22 protein-coding genes are annotated in these 18,891 nt (G+C 38.6%); 2 read left to right on the top strand and 20 right to left on the bottom strand.

Annotated elements, in window-relative coordinates:
- Positions 1-10: 10 nt before the first annotated feature.
- The 7 genes from murD to RBL01_RS09040 all read right to left on the bottom strand — a co-directional run bounded on the left by murD (position 11) and on the right by RBL01_RS09040 (position 6,922).
- Positions 11-1,372: a UDP-N-acetylmuramoyl-L-alanine--D-glutamate ligase gene (murD, locus tag RBL01_RS09010; protein WP_002297989.1), complete on the bottom strand. Its 1,362-nt coding sequence runs from the start codon at positions 1,370-1,372 to the stop codon at positions 11-13.
- A gap of 13 nt (positions 1,373-1,385) precedes the next feature.
- Positions 1,386-2,348 (bottom strand): phospho-N-acetylmuramoyl-pentapeptide-transferase, encoded by a 963-nt coding sequence (gene mraY / locus RBL01_RS09015; RefSeq protein ID WP_002324424.1) that lies wholly within the window; start codon positions 2,346-2,348, stop codon positions 1,386-1,388.
- A 25-nt stretch (positions 2,349-2,373) separates the two neighbouring features.
- A complete protein-coding gene (locus RBL01_RS09020; RefSeq protein ID WP_010729098.1) occupies positions 2,374-4,566 on the bottom strand; it encodes a penicillin-binding transpeptidase domain-containing protein in 2,193 nt (730 codons plus the stop codon).
- Positions 4,567-4,968: a cell division protein FtsL gene (gene ftsL / locus RBL01_RS09025; RefSeq protein ID WP_002294542.1), complete on the bottom strand. Its 402-nt coding sequence runs from the start codon at positions 4,966-4,968 to the stop codon at positions 4,567-4,569. It lies immediately after the preceding gene.
- A 4-nt stretch (positions 4,969-4,972) separates the two neighbouring features.
- Positions 4,973-5,932 (bottom strand): 16S rRNA (cytosine(1402)-N(4))-methyltransferase RsmH, encoded by a 960-nt coding sequence (gene rsmH / locus RBL01_RS09030; RefSeq protein WP_002297994.1) that lies wholly within the window; start codon positions 5,930-5,932, stop codon positions 4,973-4,975.
- Positions 5,933-5,952: 20 nt separating this feature from the next.
- A complete protein-coding gene (gene mraZ / locus RBL01_RS09035) occupies positions 5,953-6,384 on the bottom strand; it encodes a division/cell wall cluster transcriptional repressor MraZ (protein WP_002297995.1) in 432 nt (143 codons plus the stop codon).
- Between the two features lie 169 nt (positions 6,385-6,553).
- Positions 6,554-6,922: a DUF3397 domain-containing protein gene (locus RBL01_RS09040; RefSeq protein WP_002327166.1), complete on the bottom strand. Its 369-nt coding sequence runs from the start codon at positions 6,920-6,922 to the stop codon at positions 6,554-6,556.
- Positions 6,923-7,092: 170 nt separating this feature from the next.
- Between RBL01_RS09040 and RBL01_RS09045 the strand changes: the two genes are divergently transcribed.
- A complete protein-coding gene (locus RBL01_RS09045; protein WP_002324426.1) occupies positions 7,093-8,049 on the top strand; it encodes a magnesium transporter CorA family protein in 957 nt (318 codons plus the stop codon).
- 72 nt (positions 8,050-8,121) lie between these two features.
- Positions 8,122-8,238, top strand: a complete 117-nt coding sequence (locus RBL01_RS09050) for a DUF4044 domain-containing protein (RefSeq protein WP_002291876.1) — start codon at positions 8,122-8,124, stop codon at positions 8,236-8,238.
- A 54-nt stretch (positions 8,239-8,292) separates the two neighbouring features.
- On the opposite strand, the gene recN is transcribed toward RBL01_RS09050, so the two are convergent.
- The 13 genes from recN to RBL01_RS09115 all read right to left on the bottom strand — a co-directional run bounded on the left by recN (position 8,293) and on the right by RBL01_RS09115 (position 18,888).
- The gene (gene recN, locus RBL01_RS09055) at positions 8,293-9,975 is read right to left on the bottom strand and encodes a DNA repair protein RecN (protein ID WP_002286651.1); all 1,683 of its coding nucleotides are present in this window, start codon (positions 9,973-9,975) and stop codon (positions 8,293-8,295) included.
- A gap of 17 nt (positions 9,976-9,992) precedes the next feature.
- A complete protein-coding gene (locus tag RBL01_RS09060; protein ID WP_307781095.1) occupies positions 9,993-10,442 on the bottom strand; it encodes an arginine repressor in 450 nt (149 codons plus the stop codon).
- A 106-nt stretch (positions 10,443-10,548) separates the two neighbouring features.
- Positions 10,549-11,367, bottom strand: coding sequence for a TlyA family RNA methyltransferase (locus RBL01_RS09065; protein WP_002286655.1), 819 nt, complete (start codon positions 11,365-11,367; stop codon positions 10,549-10,551).
- Positions 11,368-11,375: 8 nt separating this feature from the next.
- The gene (locus RBL01_RS09070; protein ID WP_002286656.1) at positions 11,376-12,266 is read right to left on the bottom strand and encodes a polyprenyl synthetase family protein; all 891 of its coding nucleotides are present in this window, start codon (positions 12,264-12,266) and stop codon (positions 11,376-11,378) included.
- 1 nt (position 12,267) lies between these two features.
- Positions 12,268-12,492, bottom strand: coding sequence for an exodeoxyribonuclease VII small subunit (locus RBL01_RS09075; RefSeq protein ID WP_002286657.1), 225 nt, complete (start codon positions 12,490-12,492; stop codon positions 12,268-12,270).
- A 4-nt stretch (positions 12,493-12,496) separates the two neighbouring features.
- On the bottom strand, positions 12,497-13,834 hold the full coding sequence (xseA, locus tag RBL01_RS09080) for an exodeoxyribonuclease VII large subunit (protein WP_002327168.1): 1,338 nt from the start codon (positions 13,832-13,834) through the stop codon (positions 12,497-12,499).
- Positions 13,835-14,689, bottom strand: a complete 855-nt coding sequence (locus tag RBL01_RS09085; RefSeq protein WP_002327169.1) for a bifunctional methylenetetrahydrofolate dehydrogenase/methenyltetrahydrofolate cyclohydrolase — start codon at positions 14,687-14,689, stop codon at positions 13,835-13,837.
- Positions 14,690-14,785: 96 nt separating this feature from the next.
- Complete coding sequence (gene nusB, locus RBL01_RS09090) at positions 14,786-15,235, bottom strand: transcription antitermination factor NusB (RefSeq protein ID WP_002286662.1); 450 nt, start codon at positions 15,233-15,235, stop codon at positions 14,786-14,788.
- Positions 15,228-15,653: an Asp23/Gls24 family envelope stress response protein gene (locus tag RBL01_RS09095; RefSeq protein WP_002286664.1), complete on the bottom strand. Its 426-nt coding sequence runs from the start codon at positions 15,651-15,653 to the stop codon at positions 15,228-15,230. The genes nusB and RBL01_RS09095 overlap by 8 nt, the downstream gene beginning before the upstream one ends.
- 246 nt (positions 15,654-15,899) lie before the next feature.
- Positions 15,900-16,964, bottom strand: coding sequence for a M24 family metallopeptidase (locus RBL01_RS09100; protein ID WP_002286665.1), 1,065 nt, complete (start codon positions 16,962-16,964; stop codon positions 15,900-15,902).
- Between the two features lie 168 nt (positions 16,965-17,132).
- The gene (locus tag RBL01_RS09105) at positions 17,133-17,378 is read right to left on the bottom strand and encodes a GlsB/YeaQ/YmgE family stress response membrane protein (protein ID WP_002286666.1); all 246 of its coding nucleotides are present in this window, start codon (positions 17,376-17,378) and stop codon (positions 17,133-17,135) included.
- Between the two features lie 138 nt (positions 17,379-17,516).
- Positions 17,517-17,891: a DUF956 family protein gene (locus RBL01_RS09110; protein WP_002286668.1), complete on the bottom strand. Its 375-nt coding sequence runs from the start codon at positions 17,889-17,891 to the stop codon at positions 17,517-17,519.
- An 82-nt stretch (positions 17,892-17,973) separates the two neighbouring features.
- Entirely contained in the window at positions 17,974-18,888 is a 915-nt protein-coding gene (locus RBL01_RS09115; protein WP_002327172.1) for a PTS system mannose/fructose/sorbose family transporter subunit IID, read from the bottom strand.
- Between the last annotated feature and the right edge of the window lie 3 nt (positions 18,889-18,891).

Consider the following 18,891-nt stretch of genomic DNA (forward strand, 5'->3'; position numbering starts at 1 on the left):
TCTACTTTTTCTATTTTAATCGGTTCACAGCTTCCATGAATCTGTTTCCTCTAGTTTCAAAATTTGGGTATTGATCCCAGCTGGCATTCGCTGGTGATAATAAAACTACATCACCATCTGTACTGTTTTCTAATGCTAAAGGAACTGCTTGTTCTACAGAATCGGCTGTTACTATTGTCTCGATGCCTGCTTTTTTTCCAGCATCCATCAACTTTTCTTTTGTTTGGCCAAATACGACCATTGCTTTGATTCCTTTTAATGAAGGAATTAATTCATCAAATGTATTTCCTCTGTCTAATCCGCCAGCCAATAACACGACCTTAGTCGTTTCAAATCCACTTAGAGCCATTTTAGTCGCTAAAATATTGGTTGCTTTTGAATCATTATAAAATTTTCTGCCTTGGATTTCTCCTACATATTGCGTACGATGTGGTACGCCATGGAAAAAATGCAACGTTTCTCGTATAGCTTCATTTGATATACCATACAATTTTGCTACAGAAATAGCAGCTAGTGCATTTTCTACATTATGCTTACCTGGTACGCCAAGTTCAGATATTTCCATTATTTTTTCTTTTTTATAGTATATTGAGTAATCGTCAGCATACACACCGTCTTCCAACACTTCTTTTGTCGAGAAAGGCAGTACGCGTGCTTTTGTTCTTTGCGCTAATTCTTGTAGTTCTGACTGATTCCAGTTAAGGATCAGATAATCTTTTTCTGTCATGTTTTTTTGAAGGTTCCATTTAGCTTTGACATATTCTTTTCTTGTACCATGATAATCAATATGTGCTTCATAGATATTGGTAATCACCGCTATATGAGGGCGGAAATCTGTGATTCCCATGAGTTGAAAACTAGATAACTCCATCACGATTTTATCTTCTGGTTTCGCTTCTTGCGCGACACCACTTGCTGGATACCCAATATTTCCTGCTAAACGTGCAATTCCTTGATCTGCTCCTGCATTCAGTAGTAGTCCTGTCATCGTTGTTGTCGTTGTTTTTCCGTTCGTTCCTGTAATCCCAATAATTGGGCATTCCGCTACTTCGTAAGCTAGCTCAACTTCCGTAATTACCGGAATACCCATTTCTTGGGCTTTTGCTACTAAAGGATGACTGTAGGGAATCCCTGGATTTTTGACCATCAATGAAAATTCTTCATCCAACAATTCGATTGGATGACTACCTGTTATTACTTTTATCCCTAAAGAAAGCAGCTCTTGTGCTTCCGGATTTTCGTCAAAAGGTTTTCCATCATTAACGGTGACAAGTGCGCCCAATTCATGTAATAATTTGGCCGCACTTACTCCGCTTTTTGCGAGTCCTAAGACAAGCACTTTCTTATTTTCATATGTTGATATTTTTTTCATTTCCCGTCATCTCCTACCAAACGATCCATAATGTGATCAACGAAGTCACAATGCTGATCAACCAAAAAACTGTATCAATCTTCCACTCCGACCATCCGCACATTTCAAAGTGATGATGAATTGGAGACATTTTAAAAATTCGTTTTCCTGTAAGCTTAAAGGAAGTAACTTGAAGCATCACACTTGCTGTTTCCATAACATAGATCAAACCAATCAAAAGCAATGTCCATTCTTGGTTTAGCATTATAGAAATTGCCGCTAAAAGTCCGCCCAACGCTAATGAACCGACATCTCCCATAAAAATCTTGGCAGGTTTTCTGTTGTAGACGAAGAAACCCAGTAAACCTCCTAAAACACTTAAGCAAATGATTAATACATCATACTGATGCTGATGCCAAGCAATTAGACCGTAAGCTGCAAAAGAGATACTTCCCAAGCCAGCAACTAATCCATCGATGCCATCTGTCAGGTTTACCGCATTTGAAAATCCAACAAGCCAGAAGAGAGCGAAAATACCATAAATGATTCCTAAAGGTAGATCTAGTCCGAAGAAATTCAATACACCTGGATAATCTTCAGAACGGTAAACAAGATAAAAGATGATTCCCCCTAGAATCTGTCCAATCAATTTCTGCTTCGAGTTCAGTCCCATGTTTCTTTTCTTGAATATTTTTATAAAATCATCAAGAAAGCCGATTACTCCGTATAACGCTAAAACAAAAAGCAAGATGAAAAGAGTAGGAGTTAGCTGTTTTTGCCAAGCTCCAACCCAAATTCCTGTCAAAATAGAGCCGATCAGAAACACTAAGCCGCCCATTGTAGGAGTTCCGGCTTTGCTATTGTGCCACTTTGGTCCCTCCTCACGAATCGCCTGACCTTGCTTTTTCATTTGAAAGTAACCAATAAATAGCGGCATTGCGGCAATTGTCATTGCACAACTGCTGACAATGGGAATCAATGCTTGTGTCCATTCCATGCTCTTTTCTCTCCTATTTCTCTTCTTATTCTTCTAAAGTAAAACTAAGTTTGTCTTCAGTGATTTTTTCATATGGAGCAAGTTCTTGTTTGACACAATAACCATCTCCATCAAAACTAACTTCAATACCGAGGATTTTCCCCAGCTTCATGATATCTGCTTTTGACCATCCTGTTACGTCAGGCATCAGCTTATCACCACCAGTGTATAGGATCAGTTTTTCTCCAGAGATCAACTGATCACCGTTGGCAGTAGATTGTTTTTGTACTTTTTTACCATTACCGATCACTACAGGTTGCAGTCCACTTTTTTGAGCATCAGCTGCTGCAACGTCCGCTTCAAGATTACGATAATCGGCTACGGATACTTTTTCTGTTTTTGTTTCTGTATCTGAATCTTCTTCAGTTTCTTTAAAATCCATTGCCCGTTTCATCAATGGATTTGCGATTTTAGCCAAGGCCATTCGATCATATGTCTTAGGGTGTTTCATTGTTAGATACAAGACATAGTCTGGATCTTCAGAAGGAACCATCTCCACAATCGAATACAGGTAGGCTGTATCTCCTGTTTGATATCCCCCTTTATCAGAAGCGATTTGGGCTGTTCCGGTTTTTGCCGATACATTGTATCCAGGTACACTATATACACCATAAGCACTACCGTAGTTTTCGCTTTCGACAACATCTCTCATATATTCACGGACTTTTTCTGTTGTTTCTTTTGAAAAAGGTTGCCCTAGAACTTCTGTTTGAGTTGTTCGCTCTTCTCCAGTTTGGGGATCCACCACTTTGCTGATATATCGAGGTTGAATCATTGTACCGTTATTCGCAATAGAAGTGAAAGCTTTCATCATTTGGAAATTCGTCACACCTACCGCTTGTCCATAAGCACTCATTGCTCGGTCGACAATATTTGATGTAGGTAAAGCACCGTTTACTTCATCATCTAGTCCAGAATGAGTACTTTGTCCAAATCCTAGTTTTTGTAAATAGTTATACCATCGTCCGCCTAATCGCTGTTCCAGTATGACCATCCCGACGTTACTTGACCATGAAAGAGCTTGACGCATGGTCAGCACACCTTTTTCACCAAAGTCATGGTCATTGATCGTAGCATCTTCTACTTGGATTTTTCCAGATTGGAAGGTTTCATTCTCGTTGAATTCTCCTTCTTCGATAGCAGCTGCAGTAGTGAAAACTTTCATGGTTGATCCTGGTTCATAACTATCTTGTACCAAGAAATTACGCCAGATAGCATCTTTTCCAGTCAATCCTTCCATTGTTTCAGGATTGAAAGTAGGTCGTTGTCCCATTGCCAAGATTTCTCCGGTTTTTGCTTTCATCAGGACTGCTGTCAATTCTTCTGGCTGATATTCTTCATTTACTTGATCCATCAGTGTTTCTAAATAACTTTGTAGTCTGCTGTCTAAAGTCGTGTAGATATCTTGTCCGTCGACAGCTTTTTCTTCTTCTGCCACTGTACCTGGCAGAGGATTTTGAAAATTATCTTTTTGATAAATAATCTTACCATCTTTACCGCTCAAGATATCATTGTAAGCAGACTCCAAACCTAGTTTACCAACTAAGCCATTCTCATCTTTGTCTGGAACTGCGTATCCAATAAAATGAGAAGAAAAGACGCCATTTGGATACATCCGAGCCTGATGGTCGACAAAGTAAAGACCAGCGACACCTTCTTTTTTCATGTCCGCTTCGATGTTTTGCTTGGTTTCTTGGGAGATATTTTTCCCATAGCTACCAAATTCAACTTGATACAGCTCTTTTTTTGCGCCGTCTTCTAAAATATTCAGTGCATCTTTTTTGTCTATAGAAAGATTCTTATGCAGGATTTCTGCTATTTTATCAAAATTCTTTTCTTCAACATACAGTTTTTTATCCCCAGAGGTATATGTTTTTGAGAGTATCGCTTTAATTGAATAAGAGGAGGCATCTTCTGCGAGCGCCACACCGTTACGATCATAAATCGTTCCTCTTTTTGCTTTTACTACTTCACTTCCTTGGTACAACTGTTTTGTTTTTTCAGCTAATGAGGTACCAGCAACATGACCTCCAATAACGATATACGAGAAACGGACGGCAAATAAAAAGAACAATCCAATACTCGTAGCAAATAAAATGATACCTACTTTTTTGCGATTGTTCATCGGATTTAGATTTTTCTTTTCCATAAACCGCCGAATTTTATTTTTAAGACTCATTTACTTCACTTTCCTTAAATTGTCGTCATTAATAGACAATCCTTTTTCTTCTGCGATTTGTTTAATCCGTTCAGTACGAGAAAGTTCGTTTTTTTCTTGTTCTAAACTCGTTTTTTCTTGCTTTTTATCATTGATTTCTGTTTGTATTGACGTGATTTCTTTTTCAGCTCCGCTGATATTTGTGCGCAGCATAACTGTTAAAACACATAAAGCAACAATAGCAATCGCCACGCTTGCCACAGCAATTTTTTCCAAAGCAGAAATCTGCTTCAATCGTTTTGCCGGTGATTGTGGAAGAATGATTTCTTGATTCGAAGAAGAATCAGGCATTTGTTGTTCTGGCTGATCCACCAATTCAGGTAAATCATATTCGTAATCTTGCATTTTCTTTAATTCTGCCATCATTCTACTCCTCTTTCATTCTTATTTTTTCTGCAATACGTAACTTTGCACTGCGTGATCGATTGTTTTCTGCTAGCTCTTCCTCTGAAGGAAGGATTGGTTTACGAGTAATGACTTTCAGTTCTGGTTGGAATTCGTCAGGTATGACAGGAAGTCCCGGTGGTAGATCTTGTACCGTACTATATTCTTTAAACATACTTTTGACAATTCTGTCTTCCAATGAATGGAAGGTGATTACGCTGATTCTTCCATTGACTTTCAATAACCGGATTGCCTGTTCTAAAGAGGCCTCTTCGGCACCGAGTTCGTCATTTACTGCAATCCGCACAGCTTGAAAAATTCTTTTTGCAGGATGCCCGCCTTTTCTTCTTGCGGGAGCTGGGATGACTTGTTTAATGATTTCGACAAGCTCACCAGTTGTTTGGATTGGTTTTGTTTTTCGTACTCGTTCGATTTCACGAGCAATTTGTTTGGAAAATTTCTCCTCGCCATAGCGGAAGAAAATCTTTACTAATTCATGGTAGGAATATTCATTAATTACGTGATAAGCGGATAAAGGAGCTGACTGATCCATACGCATATCCAACGGTGCATCTTGATGATAACTAAATCCACGTTCTGCTTCATCTAGCTGAGGGGAGGAAACCCCTAGATCATACAAAATGCCGTCTACCTTATCTACATGTTCACTCAAGCGTTCTTCTAATTCTCTGAAATTCGCTTTGATAAATGTGACCATACCTTGTTCGACATAAGAAGCTAAACGCAGCTTGGCGTGATCGATTGCTTTTTGATCTTGGTCAAACGCATACAGATGCCCTTTAGAACTTAGTTGGCTTAATAAATATTCACTATGTCCGGCACCGCCGAGTGTACAGTCTACATAAACGCCATCCGGTTTGATGTTCAATCCATCTACCGTTTCTTTCAACATGACTGTATAGTGTTGAAATGTTTCAGTCATTAGTCAGCCTCTTCCTATTCTTATAGTCCGAAATCAATCATACTTTCAGCAATTTCGTCAAAGTTATCTTCTGCTGCTGCAGAAAAATCTTGCCATCGTGTCTCATCCCAAATTTCAATTCGGTTAGATACACCGATGACTACGCAACCCTTTGTCAAAGCTGCATAATTTCTTAACGTGCCGGGTATATTGATTCGTCCTTGTTTATCAAGTTCGCATTCAGTGGCAGCCGAATAGAAGAATCGCACAAAAGTACGTGCGTCTTTTTTAGCCAACGGCATTTCGTTCAGTTTAGCTTCCAGATTTTCCCATTCGCTCATCGGATAGCCGAAAAGACAGCCATCCAATCCGCGTGTCAGAACAAACTTTTCGCCAAGTTCTTCACGAAGTTTTGAGGGCACGATTAAACGTCCTTTTGCATCAATATTATGTTGGAATTCACCCATCAACATTGAAAGCCCCCCATTCCTCCACTAACTAAAATTAGTCTACCACAATCCCCCACTTTCTACCACCTTTTCTGGGAAATCCGGGAACAACTTTTTTTATTCATAAACATTTTTTTAAAAATCAAGCTGCAAAAAGCCTTTTAAAAGACTTTTTGCAGCTTTTCTATTTTTTTCATAGGTAAGAAAGTATGTTCACAATGATCAAGACAGCGTACAAGACGATTGTCAACAGAAAAACCAAACGCCAAGTCATCTTGAAATAACGCGGATAAATAATTTCTTCATAATAATATGCTTGGAAAACAGCAATACAAATTCCCATTAGCAAAACAGAAATAAAGAAAAACGGCAAGATAGAAATTGTCCCTGTATTTCTAGACAATGTATGCATACCGCCCCACAAAAAAGGAATCGCCAAATCAGGGGCTTTTATTTTAAAACGACGATTTAACGAAAATAATTTTACAAGAAATTGGCAACCAAACAAAACGATTACCGGGTAAATATACCAAAACAAGATAAGTGGTGTGAATGTGCCCATGAACGTAAACTCCTTTTTTATCGTTGCTTCAAGTATACTGTATATACTTTACACAACTGTTTCATTTTATTTAAATTTATGCAGTTATATTCTATATCTTACAAACACATTCCATGTATTCCAATTCCCTATCCGTTATAATAAAAGAAACAGGCAACAGGAGGAAAATCATGATCAAATATTTTACATTAGATAATGAGAAACTGCGTAATACCGGAAAGGAAACTGACCAAACGATCTGGTATTGTGTAGAACATCCTAATCAAGAAGAGATTCATCAGCTGACACATCAATTTGAAATTCCGTCAGATTACATCACTTCCATATTGGACGATGCAGAAAATTCCCGTACAGAAGAATTCAATCAATCAAAGTTGACAAAGCCAGCGTTATTATTGTTACAATATCCTTTTGCTAAAACAAGTCCTAGCGGTTATTTTCAAGTGGATACATACCCGCTCTCTATCATTTTGACGCCCAAAAAGAAGCTTATCACAATTACGAATCATGAACCACTGTTTTTAAAGAAAGTCTTTAGCCAGACCTTTCCAAAAAGTGATATTTCGCCTAATCTCAATATCTTCTTTCAATTCATTTGGCAGGTCACACTCTCTTACAACAGTTATTTAGCTACGCTTCAATCTCAATGCGATACTTTGGAAGCCAAACTTCAAGTATCCACTGAAAACAAACAACTTTATCAAATCATGGATATCCAAAAAAGCCTCGTTTATTTCAGAGAAGCGACTTCTGCTAATTTAGATGCATTGAAAGAACTAGCGCAAAATAAACTTTTCCAAGAAAATCATGCTTTGAAAAATCATTTACGTGATGTATTGGTGGAAACAGAGCAGGCAATGACTACTTCTCGCATTCAATTAAAACTAGTAGAACAAATGAATCAGACTTTTTCAGCAATCGTATCGAATAATCTGAATAATATTATGAAAATTTTAACTTCTTTAACGATTATTTTAACTATACCGACAATCGTCGGCAGTATCTATGGAATGAACATTAAGTTACCTATTGCTGAAAGGGATGATGCCTTTATATGGCTAGTTCTATTAACATTATTTATTTGTATCGTAACTACCTATTATTTAAAAAAAGGGAAGTTTTTATAAAAAAGCCCTCTTGTGGAAATGGCAAAAAGATTGTACACTTGAATCAACTAATTAATGACGAGGTTGAAAACAATGCGTGAAAAAAAACAAACAAGTACTTTTGCTAAAGTAACAAAATTTGTCATTTGGACAATGCTGATTTTAACGATTGGATCTGTTGTATTGACTGCTGTAATGAGTGTCATGTAAAAATAAAATATAGCTATCAGCTGCTGAAAAGGACCTGAACCACTGCGAGGTGGCTCAGGTCCTTTTTGCGAGTTTCAATAGTTCTTTTGCATGTTCGAGTGTGAGTTTTGTAATCTCACTTCCAGCCAGCATACGTGCAATTTCTTCTTCTCTTTCTTTTGTTTTCAACTCTGAAACAGAAGTTTGCGTACGTCCATCAATCACTGCTTTCACAATATAATATTGATAGTCGGCGACTGCAGCAACTTGAGGCAGATGAGTGATGCACAAAACTTGAGAGTATTTCGATATTTGAGAAATTTTATCTGCGATGGCTTGTGCAACTCTTCCGCTCACACCTGTATCCACTTCATCAAAAATAATACTTGTCACACCTTGCTCAGAAGAAAAAATAGTTTTCAAAGCAAGCAACATCCGAGACAGTTCGCCACCAGAAGCGACTTTCACCAAAGGCTTCAGTGGCTCTCCTGGATTGGTCGTAATGTAAAATTCGATTTGGTCAAATCCATCATGATTCAATTGTCTATTTTCTTCTTTTAAGAAACGTACCTCAAACTCAGTGTTTTCCATATACAGACTTTTCAATTCATGTAGAATGGATTTTTCCAATTCTTTTGCGATTTTTTTACGCGCTTCATGAAGATCTGCGGCTTGTTGCTGAAGTAGAAGCTCTTTTTGCTCTAGTTCCTCTTTCATTTTGTCCAATTGACCTTCTGAAAAATCAGAAGAAGCTAGCTCTTCGGTGATTTCGTCATAGTAAGCCAATATTGACTCAATAGATTCGCCGTATTTACGTTTCAACTGTCGGATTAATTCTAAACGTTGCGTAACTTCTTCTAAACGACTCTCATCTAACTCCAATAAATCAATCTGACGACTCATATCGCCGATTGCATCTTGCAGCAAATAGTAAGCACTTTGGATATTTTCATAAATTGCTTCATACTCCACATCTAGATGGGCGATCCCTTGCAGTTCTGAAACGGCCAAGCCAACACCATCTACACTGTTTTGTTCATTATTCGTCAGTGCTCCGTAACCTGCAGCTAATCCATCAGCAATTTTTTGATAATTGCTAAGTTTTTCTCTTTCTTCTTTTAATTTCTCTTCTTCTCCGACTTGCAAATCAGCAGCAGCTATTTCTTCTTGCTGGAAATGGAGCATATCTATTCTCTGAACATAGGATTTTTCATTTTGCTGCACTTTTCGTACCCTTTTTTCCAGCTCACGATAAGAGATATATTCTTGCTGATAACTCTTTTTCTTCTGTTGGAAAGCTACATCTCCAAAACGATCCAATAAAGCAAGATGTGATTCAGGCTGGAGCAGTTCCTGATGTTCGTTTTGTCCTTGGATATCTACTAAATAACTGCCGATTCTTCTTAAATTAGCTAATGTGATGATATGACCATTCACTCGACAAACATTTTTTCCAGTTAAGGACATATCCCGTCGAACAATCAGATTGTCCTCATCTGTTTCGATCCCTAATTCAACCATCAGTTCAGAGAATCCTTCTTGTTTTGGTAGTTCAAACAACCCTTCAAGCACGCATTTTTCTGCTCCTTGACGTATATAATCGCTTGAACCTCTTCCTCCTGCTAACAGACCTAAAGCATCGATAATAATGGATTTACCCGCACCAGTCTCTCCGGTCAGCGCGGTCATTCCTTCGTGAAAAGAAAGCCGCAATTCCGGAATAATCGCAAAGTTAGTAATACTGATTTCTTGTAGCATCACATTCGCTCCTCAACTTAAAGGTAATGCAGGAAGTCTTTCTTCAATAAAACTGCCTGGTCTTCAGTTCGTGTAATCATCAAAACATTATCGTCATCATTGATAATCGAAAATAATTCTTTCTTGTAACGTTTATCAATCAAATTTGCTGCTGCCGAAGCATTTCCCGGCAATGTTTTCAAAATAACAAATTTTTCCATTTGGTCAACTGCCACGAAAGCGTCTTTTAATAGTTTTTCCAATTTAGTATTTACACCTTCGTTTGTTTCAGCTGGTATGCTATAACGGTAGCCGCCATCTGAGGCCGGTACCTTGATCAGTTTCAGTTCCTTTATATCTCTGGAAATCGTAGCTTGAGTAACAGATATTCCTTTGCTTTTCAGGATTTCAACAAATTCTTCCTGCTTTCGGATATCTTGCTCACTCAACAATCGAGTAATCAAACGATGCCGATCTTTTTTTCTCATTACGTCTTCGCTCCTTAGCATATTCTTCTTAATCAATGATAGCTTATTTCCTTGGTATAATAAAGAAGAATCCGCATACTTCTCACTTGATTTTCACAGTTATAATTTATTTATGGTCAAACTGTTCGTGTGCATTTGAAACCACTTCTGCCATATTAATAGCTGAATTGATTGTTCCGCTTTCGGGTACTTTCCTCAAGTGAGCCAAGAACTCGATATTTCCTTCTCCCCCCGTGATCGGAGAATAACTTAATTCCAGCACATCATATCCACCTTGTGCCGCAAATGACAAAATGTCTTCTAAAACTTTTTGATGGGTCTGAGGGTCACGAACAATTCCGTTTTTCCCTACAGCTTCTCTGCCTGCTTCGAATTGGGGTTTGATTAAAGCAATCACTTCTCCCTCTTCTTTTAAAATAGCATGTAATGGAGGCAGCATCAGTTTTAGTGAAATAAAAGAAACATCGATAACAGCAACTTCTGGAATTCCTAAGGTAAAGTCTTCGGGTTTTGCATAACGAAAATTCACTCTTTCCATTACGACGACTCTAGGATCTTGTCTTATTTTCCAAGCTAGCTGATTGTAGCCAACGTCTAAAGCATAACTCATTTTTGCGCCATTTTGCAAAGCTGCATCAGTAAATCCGCCAGTGGAAGCACCAATATCTAACAATGTTTTTCCTTCAACAGATAGATCAAATGCTTTGAGTGCTTTTTCTAATTTTAATCCCCCCCGAGAAACATAAGGAAGTTTTTTACCTTTGACTCTTAATTCACTACTCACTGGAATTTTTTCTCCCGGTTTATCAAACCGCTCGTTTTTTTCGTTGTAAATCAAACCAGCCATCACTGAACGTTTGGCTTGTTCTCTTGTTTCAAATAATCCTTGTTTGACCGCTAATACATCTACGCGTTCTTTTTCCATTCTTTCCCTCATTTCTCCACATCAAATTGCTTGATCATCTGGCGCATCAGCCCGCCATCAAAAGAAAAAACGTCCTCTTCTAATTTGTCTATGATCTTGTTGGCGGATAACAGCTCAATCTCCAACGCCTCACGTGTCTTTTCTAGGCCTAATAAACGCGGGTAAGTATTTTTTTCCATACGTTCATCTTTACCAGCTGTTTTCCCTAATGTTTTCGTTGTACCAATCACATCGAGTAGATCATCTCTTATCTGAAAAGCTAAACCTAAATGTTCGGCTAATCGTTGAAGTAGCAATAAGATTTCTTCAGGTTGCTTCGCTAATATGCCACCAGCCAGCAAGGCATAACGAATCAAATGCCCTGTCTTTCTTTCATGAATAAATGCTAATTCTTCTAAAGAAAGCTTTTTCGATTCGCCCTCGATATCTGCAGCTTGCCCAGCAACCATACCTTGTGATCCCGCACAAACAGCTAATTGCTGAAGCAGCAGAAGCTTAGGAGAATTACCTAAGTGTGCCATACTGATTAGCTGGAATGCTCCTGTAAGCAAACCATCTCCGGCCAATATAGCTAATGCTTCGCCGAATACTTTATGATTGGTAGGTTTTCCTCTACGAAGATCATCATTGTCCATCGCAGGCAAATCATCGTGGATCAAGGAATACGTATGCACCATTTCTAAAGCAGCTGCTACTTGATAGACGGGAACATCAATAGGCTCATCAAAGGAAGCAACGGCCGTTAAAAGTAATAAGGGACGTATTCTTTTCCCGCCTGCTTTCACTGAATAACTCATCGCATCATAGAGTCCTCTATCCGTTGTATGCTCATCTAAAAAAGACAAGATTTCTTTTTCTACAGCAGGTAGATGAATAGCTGAAAAGTCAGTTAATCTCATCTCAGCTTTCCTCGTTTCCGTCAAAATCAACTTCTTCATTTGATTCTGTCATCATTTTCGTCAAGGTCTCTTCTGCTTTAGCTAATGTATCTTGGCAATGTTTGCTTAATTCCATTCCTCGTTTAAACGAATCTAGAGCTGATTCTAATGGAACGTCTCCTTGTTCTAACTGCATGACAATTTTTTCTAATTCTTGCAGTGACTCTTCAAAAGTTGGATTTTCCATATTTTTATTCTCCTTTGTCTATCTCTTGTACTTGTCCTTTAACGATTCCATCTTGATAATGGATCGTCAGCAAATCCCCTTGATGAAGCTCAGAGACACTTTTTACTACTTGATCATTTAACGTCGTATAGCTGTAGCCTCTTCCCATGATTTTCAATGGACTCAACAAATCAAGAGATTGAACAGCTTGAGCAAAACGCTGCTGCTGTTGTTTCATATATTGTTGGATTTTCTCTTCTAAGCGTTTTTCTAGATAAGCAGTTTCTTGGCGAGCTGCTTTAACTCGATAAAGCGGAGCCACTTGTTCCAATTGGTGGCTTAATGCGATCGTTTGTTTTTCTTTCGCATGATAAATTTGCTGTGTAGCTTGATATAATCGCTGTTTCAACTGGTCTAATTTGATGGTCTGACCTTCATACAATCTTTCAGGCTGCCGAAATACATAGGAACGTCGAGCACGCTCGAACCGTTCTTGTTTGCGCTGGATCTGGCGTACAAACGCCTGCTGCAATCTAGCTTGCCGTTCTTGCATGCGCATCAACTCTTCTGACAAAACAGGAACAGCTAATTCTGCAGCTGCTGTTGGAGTAGCAGCCCGAACATCTGCTACTAAATCAGCGATCGTGGTATCTGTTTCATGTCCTACAGATGAAATCACCGGCGTATTAGCTTGATAAATCGCCCGAGCAACCCGCTCTTCATTAAACGGCCATAAATCCTCAATCGAACCACCCCCACGACCGATGATCATTGTATCGAAATTGCCCATCTCTTCTACTCTCTGGATATTCCTGACAACATTGTCCGCTGCTTGGTTTCCTTGTACAACTGTTGGGAACAAAACCAATTGGACAATTGGATATCTTCTTTTCACCGTCGTGATGATATCGCGGATAACCGCTCCGCTTGGACTGGTAAGGACCGCGATTCGCTTTGGGAAACGTGGCAGCATTTTTTTAGGCCCTTGAAAAAGGCCTTCCTTCATCAGCTTTTCTTTTCGTTCTTCCAATTCTTGATATAAAGCACCTATTCCATCAGGCTCCATGTGCTCTACATAGATTTGATAAGAACCTCCCGCTTCATATAATGAAATACGACCAACGACAAGGACTTTCATTCCTTCTTTTGGCTGGAATCGTAATTTTTGGAATGCTCCTTTGAACATAATAGCAGATATTTTTGCATGGTCATCTTTTAAGCTGAAATATTGATGGGCATTGGCACGTAAACGGAAATTCGATATTTCGCCTGTTAAATATACGCGTTCTAAATAAGGATCGGCATCGAATTTACGTTTCAAATACCTCGTTAATGTAGTGACAGTTAAATATTCTTGTGCCATCTATTCACCTGCTCCAAAAGCTTCGGCAGATTTTACGGTTTGATACATCAGCATCGTGATAGTCATTGGCCCTACACCCTTTGGCACAGGAGTGATCCAGCCTGCAATAGGCTCCACTTCATCAAATTTCACATCACCGATCAGCTTACCGTTAGCATCACGGTTCATCCCTACATCTATCACTACAGCACCTGGTTTTACGAATTCTTTTGTGACAAAATGTCCACGTCCTATTGCTACGACTAAAATATCTGCTTCTTGTGCCAGTTCAGCCAGATTTTCGGTTTTAGAATGAGTAACAGTAACAGTTGCATCTGCCATCAAGAGTAGCTGAGCCATCGGTTTACCGACGATATTGCTTCGTCCGATAACTACTGCTCGTTTACCCGCCGGATCGATAGAATAAGCTTCAAACATTTTCATGATGCCGTATGGAGTACAAGGAATCTTGTCCGGTTTACCCGCAAGGAGTCTGCCTAAATTCATCGGATGAAAACCGTCTACGTCTTTTTCAGGGCGGATAGCTAACAGGATCTTTTCTTCATCTATATGCTTTGGCAATGGTAATTGGACCAATATACCATGAAAACTAGGATCTTGATTGTATTTTTCAATTTCTGCAAGTAGTTCGTCTTCAGAAATCGTCTCAGGATAACGCTCTACCAATGAATGGATTCCGATTTCTTTTGCTACACGTTCTTTATTTCTTACATAGATTTGGCTGGCTGGATTTTCCCCTACCAATAAAACGACTAATCCGGGATGGATACCATTATCTTTCAATTTTTGGATTTTTTCAGCAATCTCTGCCTGCATTTTTTCAGCTAATTCTTTTCCGTTAATCAATTCTGCCATCTAACCACTCCCAGATATTTTTTGTGTTTTCATTCTACCATAGAATTTTCCCGATTTATAACAGGTTTATGATGATTCATAGAAAAAAGCTAGGACTTACGCCCCAGCTTCTAATTCTTTCAATACATTGGATAAAACACCGTTGACGAATTTACGTGAACGGTCATCACTAAATGTTTTTGCCAACTCGATTGCTTCATTTAAAGCAACAGCCGCTGGTACATCTGTCACATAAGTCATTTCAAAAATCGCGATACGCAAGATCACCAAATCCATTTTTGAGATCCGATTGATGTGCCAATTGTTTTTCAAATGTTTTTCAATCACTTTATCCAATTCATCTTTTTTTGCACAGACACCGCCAACTAGCGTATCAAGATAAACAGGAACAAACTCTGATTCATCTTCGTTGATCATGTCGCGGTGGTCTAATTCGATTGCGTTGAAAATCGCATCTTCTTTTGTTAGGTCTGCATTGAAGTCTAATGGAAATAAAGCCTGCAATGCCATTTCCCGAATCTCGTGTCTTGATAATTCTTTATTCATTCTCTTCCTCTTCGTCTTCAAAAAGTTCTTCGATTGTTGGTTGTTCTAATTTTTCAGGAACAACAGCTACTACATGGATATTGACTTCAGATAAATCGATATCCGTCATGAAAAGGACTTGCTGGCTGACCCGTTCCTGCATTTCCATTGCTACTTTAGGAACTGAAACACCATATTCTAGATAACAGTAAAGATCTACTTTCAAGCCATCTTCCTCGTTTGCTAAGTAAACACCTTTTCCGTGAGCTGCACGTCCTAATAATTCAGTGACATTGCTGGCAAAAGTTCCGCGCATTCCGTATACGCCTTCTACTTTAGAAGCTGCAATCCCGATAATTACTTCGATGACTTCAGGAGCGATCACGATCTCTCCTAAATCTTGGTTTGCGTTTAAAATCAAATTTTTTTCATCTGCCATTTATTTATTCCTCCCTTTGCCTAAGCACGAGATACATCCGAATTCCCTATGATGCGGCTATAGTGATCACGTGGTAAGAAAACTGCCGCCGATCAGCTGCAAACTGCTATGAATTGGAGAAAACACCCAACTTTATTATCTCTTACAGCTTAAAAGTTCTTCTATAGTGTATCATTAAATCGAGTGATTTTCTATAACAAAGTCTGTGAACACTGATTTTTACGCTTACTTCTTCTATTGATGAAACTATAAGATGATCAATTCTTTTGGTGAACGAGTCAACACACGATTTCCATCTTCTGTGATCAACAAGTCATCCTCAATACGTACTCCACCGATTCCTGGTAAGTAGATCCCTGGTTCATCAGTGATCACATTTCCTGGTACAAATTGCTTTTCTGCACGAGAAGAAACGTTTGGTCCTTCGTGGATCTCTAGACCGATCCCATGTCCTGTAGAATGTCCAAATGCTTCCCCGTAACCATGTTTTGAAATATAATCTCTAGCAACTGCGTCTAATTGGACACCAGTCATTCCTGGTTTTGCAGCATCAATAACTGCTAATTGAGCATCTAAGACTATTTGATAAATTTCTTTTAATTTTTCCCCAGGATCACCAATAGCGAATGTACGTGTCATATCGGAAACATACCCTTCGTAATAGCAGCCAAAGTCCAATGTGATCAAGTCGCCTTGTTCGATGATTTTTTTGCTTGCTACACCATGCGGCATAGCCGAACGCAATCCGCTAGCAACGATCGTATCAAAAGAAACACCTGAAGCGCCAAGAGAACGCATATAAAAGTCTAGTTGATTTGCGACTTCAATCTCAGTCATGCCCGGTTGTATCATTTTCAGGATGTGATCATATGCCATATCCGCAATATGACATGCTTTTTCGATAATAGCGATTTCTTCTTCATCTTTCACTTCTCTGAGTTCTTCGATCATCTGTGAAACAGGTACTAATTCCGCATCGATGATTTCTTCTAAAACCGAATATTCTAAAAATGAGACTGTTGTTTCCTCAAAAGCTAATGAGTGCAGTTCTTCTTTGCGTACTAAGTTTGCTACCTCATCAAAAATAGGTCCGACATTTTTAATAATTTCAAACCCTTGAGCCTGCGCTGCCGCCTGCTCGGTATAACGAAAATCAGTAATAAAAAATGCTTTTTCCAAAGTAATAACAGCTAATCCTGTCGTACCTGTAAAGTTCGTTAAGTAACGAAGATTGTACGGACTGGTGACCAAAAATGAATCCAAATTTTCTTCTTGCATTTTTTTGCGCAATTTTTCTACACGTAGCATCATAATGAAACTCCCTCTTTCTTTGCACGCTTTTTTCTATTATAGCAAACTTTTCTTCATACACGACAGTTAAATAAAAATTTCTGGAAAACTTCTTTTTCTTAAAAACAAGTAAAGAAAAAAGAGTCACAGTCTCGCTGCAACTCCTTTAGTTTACTATTTTGTAAAAACTTATGATCGTTTTCCAAAGAAAAATGAGACAACTGCTACCAAAATCACTGCGCCTAAAATAGATGGAATAAGTGCCATACCTGCAGCTTTTGGTCCCCATTCGCCGAAAATTGCTTGTCCAATACTTGAACCGACTAGTCCAGCAATGATATTCGTTACACAGCCCATCGAATTTCCTTTACTGGTGATTGCACCTGCAATTGCTCCGATCACGGCTCCAACAATCAATGTCCATAACCAACTCATAATATAACCTCCTTCTTTGCTAATCAATTTTAGCATATGGGATTTAAAGGGGACAAATAATTGGTTTTGCTATTTCATATTTTCTTCTGCAAAGTAAAAAAATAAAGAAAACCTCCTCTTAGAAGTTTTCTTTATTTTTTACTTGCGTTTAAACATACTACGAATACCACGTTTCACTACATCAAAGAAACTCAATGATTGTACCATTCTATCTTCATCTACATATTCTCTGATCGCACGAAGCACTTTTTTAGGTTCTTTGGAAGAAAATGTGTATGTACCATTTTTTTTCGTTTGAATGGCATATCGAGGAATCCATTTTCCCTTTAGCATGACTGATGCTAGTACATAATCCACTTCTTCCCATGGAATTTGGATATATTTGCGTCTATCTCGCGCATGGTAAAACTCAAAACCATTATCACCTATCATGATTTGCCCGTAATCTGTCAGACCCGTAAACGAAGTAGCATCAATTACCAAGTCTACTTTTGTATTGATTGATTGAACCATTTTCTCCCTCCAGATATTTGTTTATGAACAGTATACTATATAAAAAAAGCTCGGGACAACGCCCGAGCTATATTTTTATGGATTATAAAAGTCCGATGACGTGTCCAACAATACCGACTACGAATAAACCAAGGATGATAACGATTGGAGAAACCTTTTTCTTAAGCAACCACATACATAACAATGTTAATCCTAATGCAGCTAAACCAGGAATCAATTGGTCTAAGTTGTCTTGTAATGTTGTTACCTTTTCAGGAGAAAGGGCTAAGCCATTATTAACTTGTTCAAATGCACTCTTGATTCCTTCACCACCTGAAGGCAATTTATCCCATTCGATGTAAGCACCTTTATCTAATTTTACAGTTGATACAACTGGTAAGAATTTGATTGATACCCATCTTTGTACAAGGGCAGCTAATACGAACATCCCTAAAATTGAAGCACCTTTTGTTACGTCTTGTAACAATCCGCCAGAAAGGTCATCAGTAATTTTAGAACCAGCTTTGTAGCCAAATTCTTGTGTATACCACATGAATGCCCAACGAATAATGTTCCAACCTAAGAAGAAGATGATTGGTCCAAGGATATTTCCTCCCATAGCTAATGAAGCACCTAGTGCACCTAGCATTGGACGTACTGTAAACCAGAACACTGGGTCACCAACACCAGCTAAAGGACCCATCATACCTACTTTAACCCCTTGAATCGCTACATCATCAACAGGTGCGCCATTCGCACGTTCTTCTTCCAGTGCCAATGTAACCCCTAAAATTGGAGAAGCAATGTATGGGTGTGTATTAAAGAATTCCAAGTGACGTTTTAATGCTGCAGAACGTTCTTCTTTTGTTTTGTATAATTTTTTGATTGCTGGAATCATAGAAAATGCCCAGCCACCGTTTTGCATACGTTCGTAGTTCCATGAACCTTGAATGAAGGTAGAGCGCCATGCAACAGCTAAACGATCTTTTTTTGATAATTTGATTTTTTCTTCTGCCATTTT

Origin of the sequence: Enterococcus sp. SB12, from assembly GCF_030910025.2 — a bacterium.
GTDB lineage: Bacteria > Bacillota > Bacilli > Lactobacillales > Enterococcaceae > Enterococcus_B > Enterococcus_B faecium.

What these genes read in the sequence shown, in the direction of transcription:
- RBL01_RS09115 (WP_002327172.1), bottom strand. Translation starts at nt 18,888, where the DNA reads ATGGCAGAAGAAAAAATCAAATTATCAAAAAAAGATCGTTTAGCTGTT.
- RBL01_RS09050 (WP_002291876.1), top strand. Translation starts at nt 8,122, where the DNA reads ATGCGTGAAAAAAAACAAACAAGTACTTTTGCTAAAGTAACAAAATTT.
- RBL01_RS09095 (WP_002286664.1), bottom strand. Translation starts at nt 15,653, where the DNA reads ATGGCAGATGAAAAAAATTTGATTTTAAACGCAAACCAAGATTTAGGA.
- RBL01_RS09060 (WP_307781095.1), bottom strand. Translation starts at nt 10,442, where the DNA reads ATGAGAAAAAAAGATCGGCATCGTTTGATTACTCGATTGTTGAGTGAG.
- rsmH (WP_002297994.1), bottom strand. Translation starts at nt 5,932, where the DNA reads ATGACTGAAACATTTCAACACTATACAGTCATGTTGAAAGAAACGGTA.
- RBL01_RS09100 (WP_002286665.1), bottom strand. Translation starts at nt 16,964, where the DNA reads ATGATGCTACGTGTAGAAAAATTGCGCAAAAAAATGCAAGAAGAAAAT.
- RBL01_RS09020 (WP_010729098.1), bottom strand. Translation starts at nt 4,566, where the DNA reads ATGAGTCTTAAAAATAAAATTCGGCGGTTTATGGAAAAGAAAAATCTA.
- RBL01_RS09105 (WP_002286666.1), bottom strand. Translation starts at nt 17,378, where the DNA reads ATGAGTTGGTTATGGACATTGATTGTTGGAGCCGTGATCGGAGCAATT.
- RBL01_RS09065 (WP_002286655.1), bottom strand. Translation starts at nt 11,367, where the DNA reads ATGGAAAAAGAACGCGTAGATGTATTAGCGGTCAAACAAGGATTATTT.
- murD (WP_002297989.1), bottom strand. Translation starts at nt 1,372, where the DNA reads ATGAAAAAAATATCAACATATGAAAATAAGAAAGTGCTTGTCTTAGGA.
- RBL01_RS09045 (WP_002324426.1), top strand. Translation starts at nt 7,093, where the DNA reads ATGATCAAATATTTTACATTAGATAATGAGAAACTGCGTAATACCGGA.
- RBL01_RS09070 (WP_002286656.1), bottom strand. Translation starts at nt 12,266, where the DNA reads ATGAGATTAACTGACTTTTCAGCTATTCATCTACCTGCTGTAGAAAAA.
- RBL01_RS09085 (WP_002327169.1), bottom strand. Translation starts at nt 14,689, where the DNA reads ATGGCAGAATTGATTAACGGAAAAGAATTAGCTGAAAAAATGCAGGCA.
- RBL01_RS09075 (WP_002286657.1), bottom strand. Translation starts at nt 12,492, where the DNA reads ATGGAAAATCCAACTTTTGAAGAGTCACTGCAAGAATTAGAAAAAATT.
- RBL01_RS09040 (WP_002327166.1), bottom strand. Translation starts at nt 6,922, where the DNA reads ATGGGCACATTCACACCACTTATCTTGTTTTGGTATATTTACCCGGTA.
- mraZ (WP_002297995.1), bottom strand. Translation starts at nt 6,384, where the DNA reads ATGTTGATGGGTGAATTCCAACATAATATTGATGCAAAAGGACGTTTA.
- nusB (WP_002286662.1), bottom strand. Translation starts at nt 15,235, where the DNA reads ATGAATAAAGAATTATCAAGACACGAGATTCGGGAAATGGCATTGCAG.
- ftsL (WP_002294542.1), bottom strand. Translation starts at nt 4,968, where the DNA reads ATGGCAGAATTAAAGAAAATGCAAGATTACGAATATGATTTACCTGAA.
- RBL01_RS09110 (WP_002286668.1), bottom strand. Translation starts at nt 17,891, where the DNA reads ATGGTTCAATCAATCAATACAAAAGTAGACTTGGTAATTGATGCTACT.
- xseA (WP_002327168.1), bottom strand. Translation starts at nt 13,834, where the DNA reads ATGGCACAAGAATATTTAACTGTCACTACATTAACGAGGTATTTGAAA.
- recN (WP_002286651.1), bottom strand. Translation starts at nt 9,975, where the DNA reads ATGCTACAAGAAATCAGTATTACTAACTTTGCGATTATTCCGGAATTG.
- mraY (WP_002324424.1), bottom strand. Translation starts at nt 2,348, where the DNA reads ATGGAATGGACACAAGCATTGATTCCCATTGTCAGCAGTTGTGCAATG.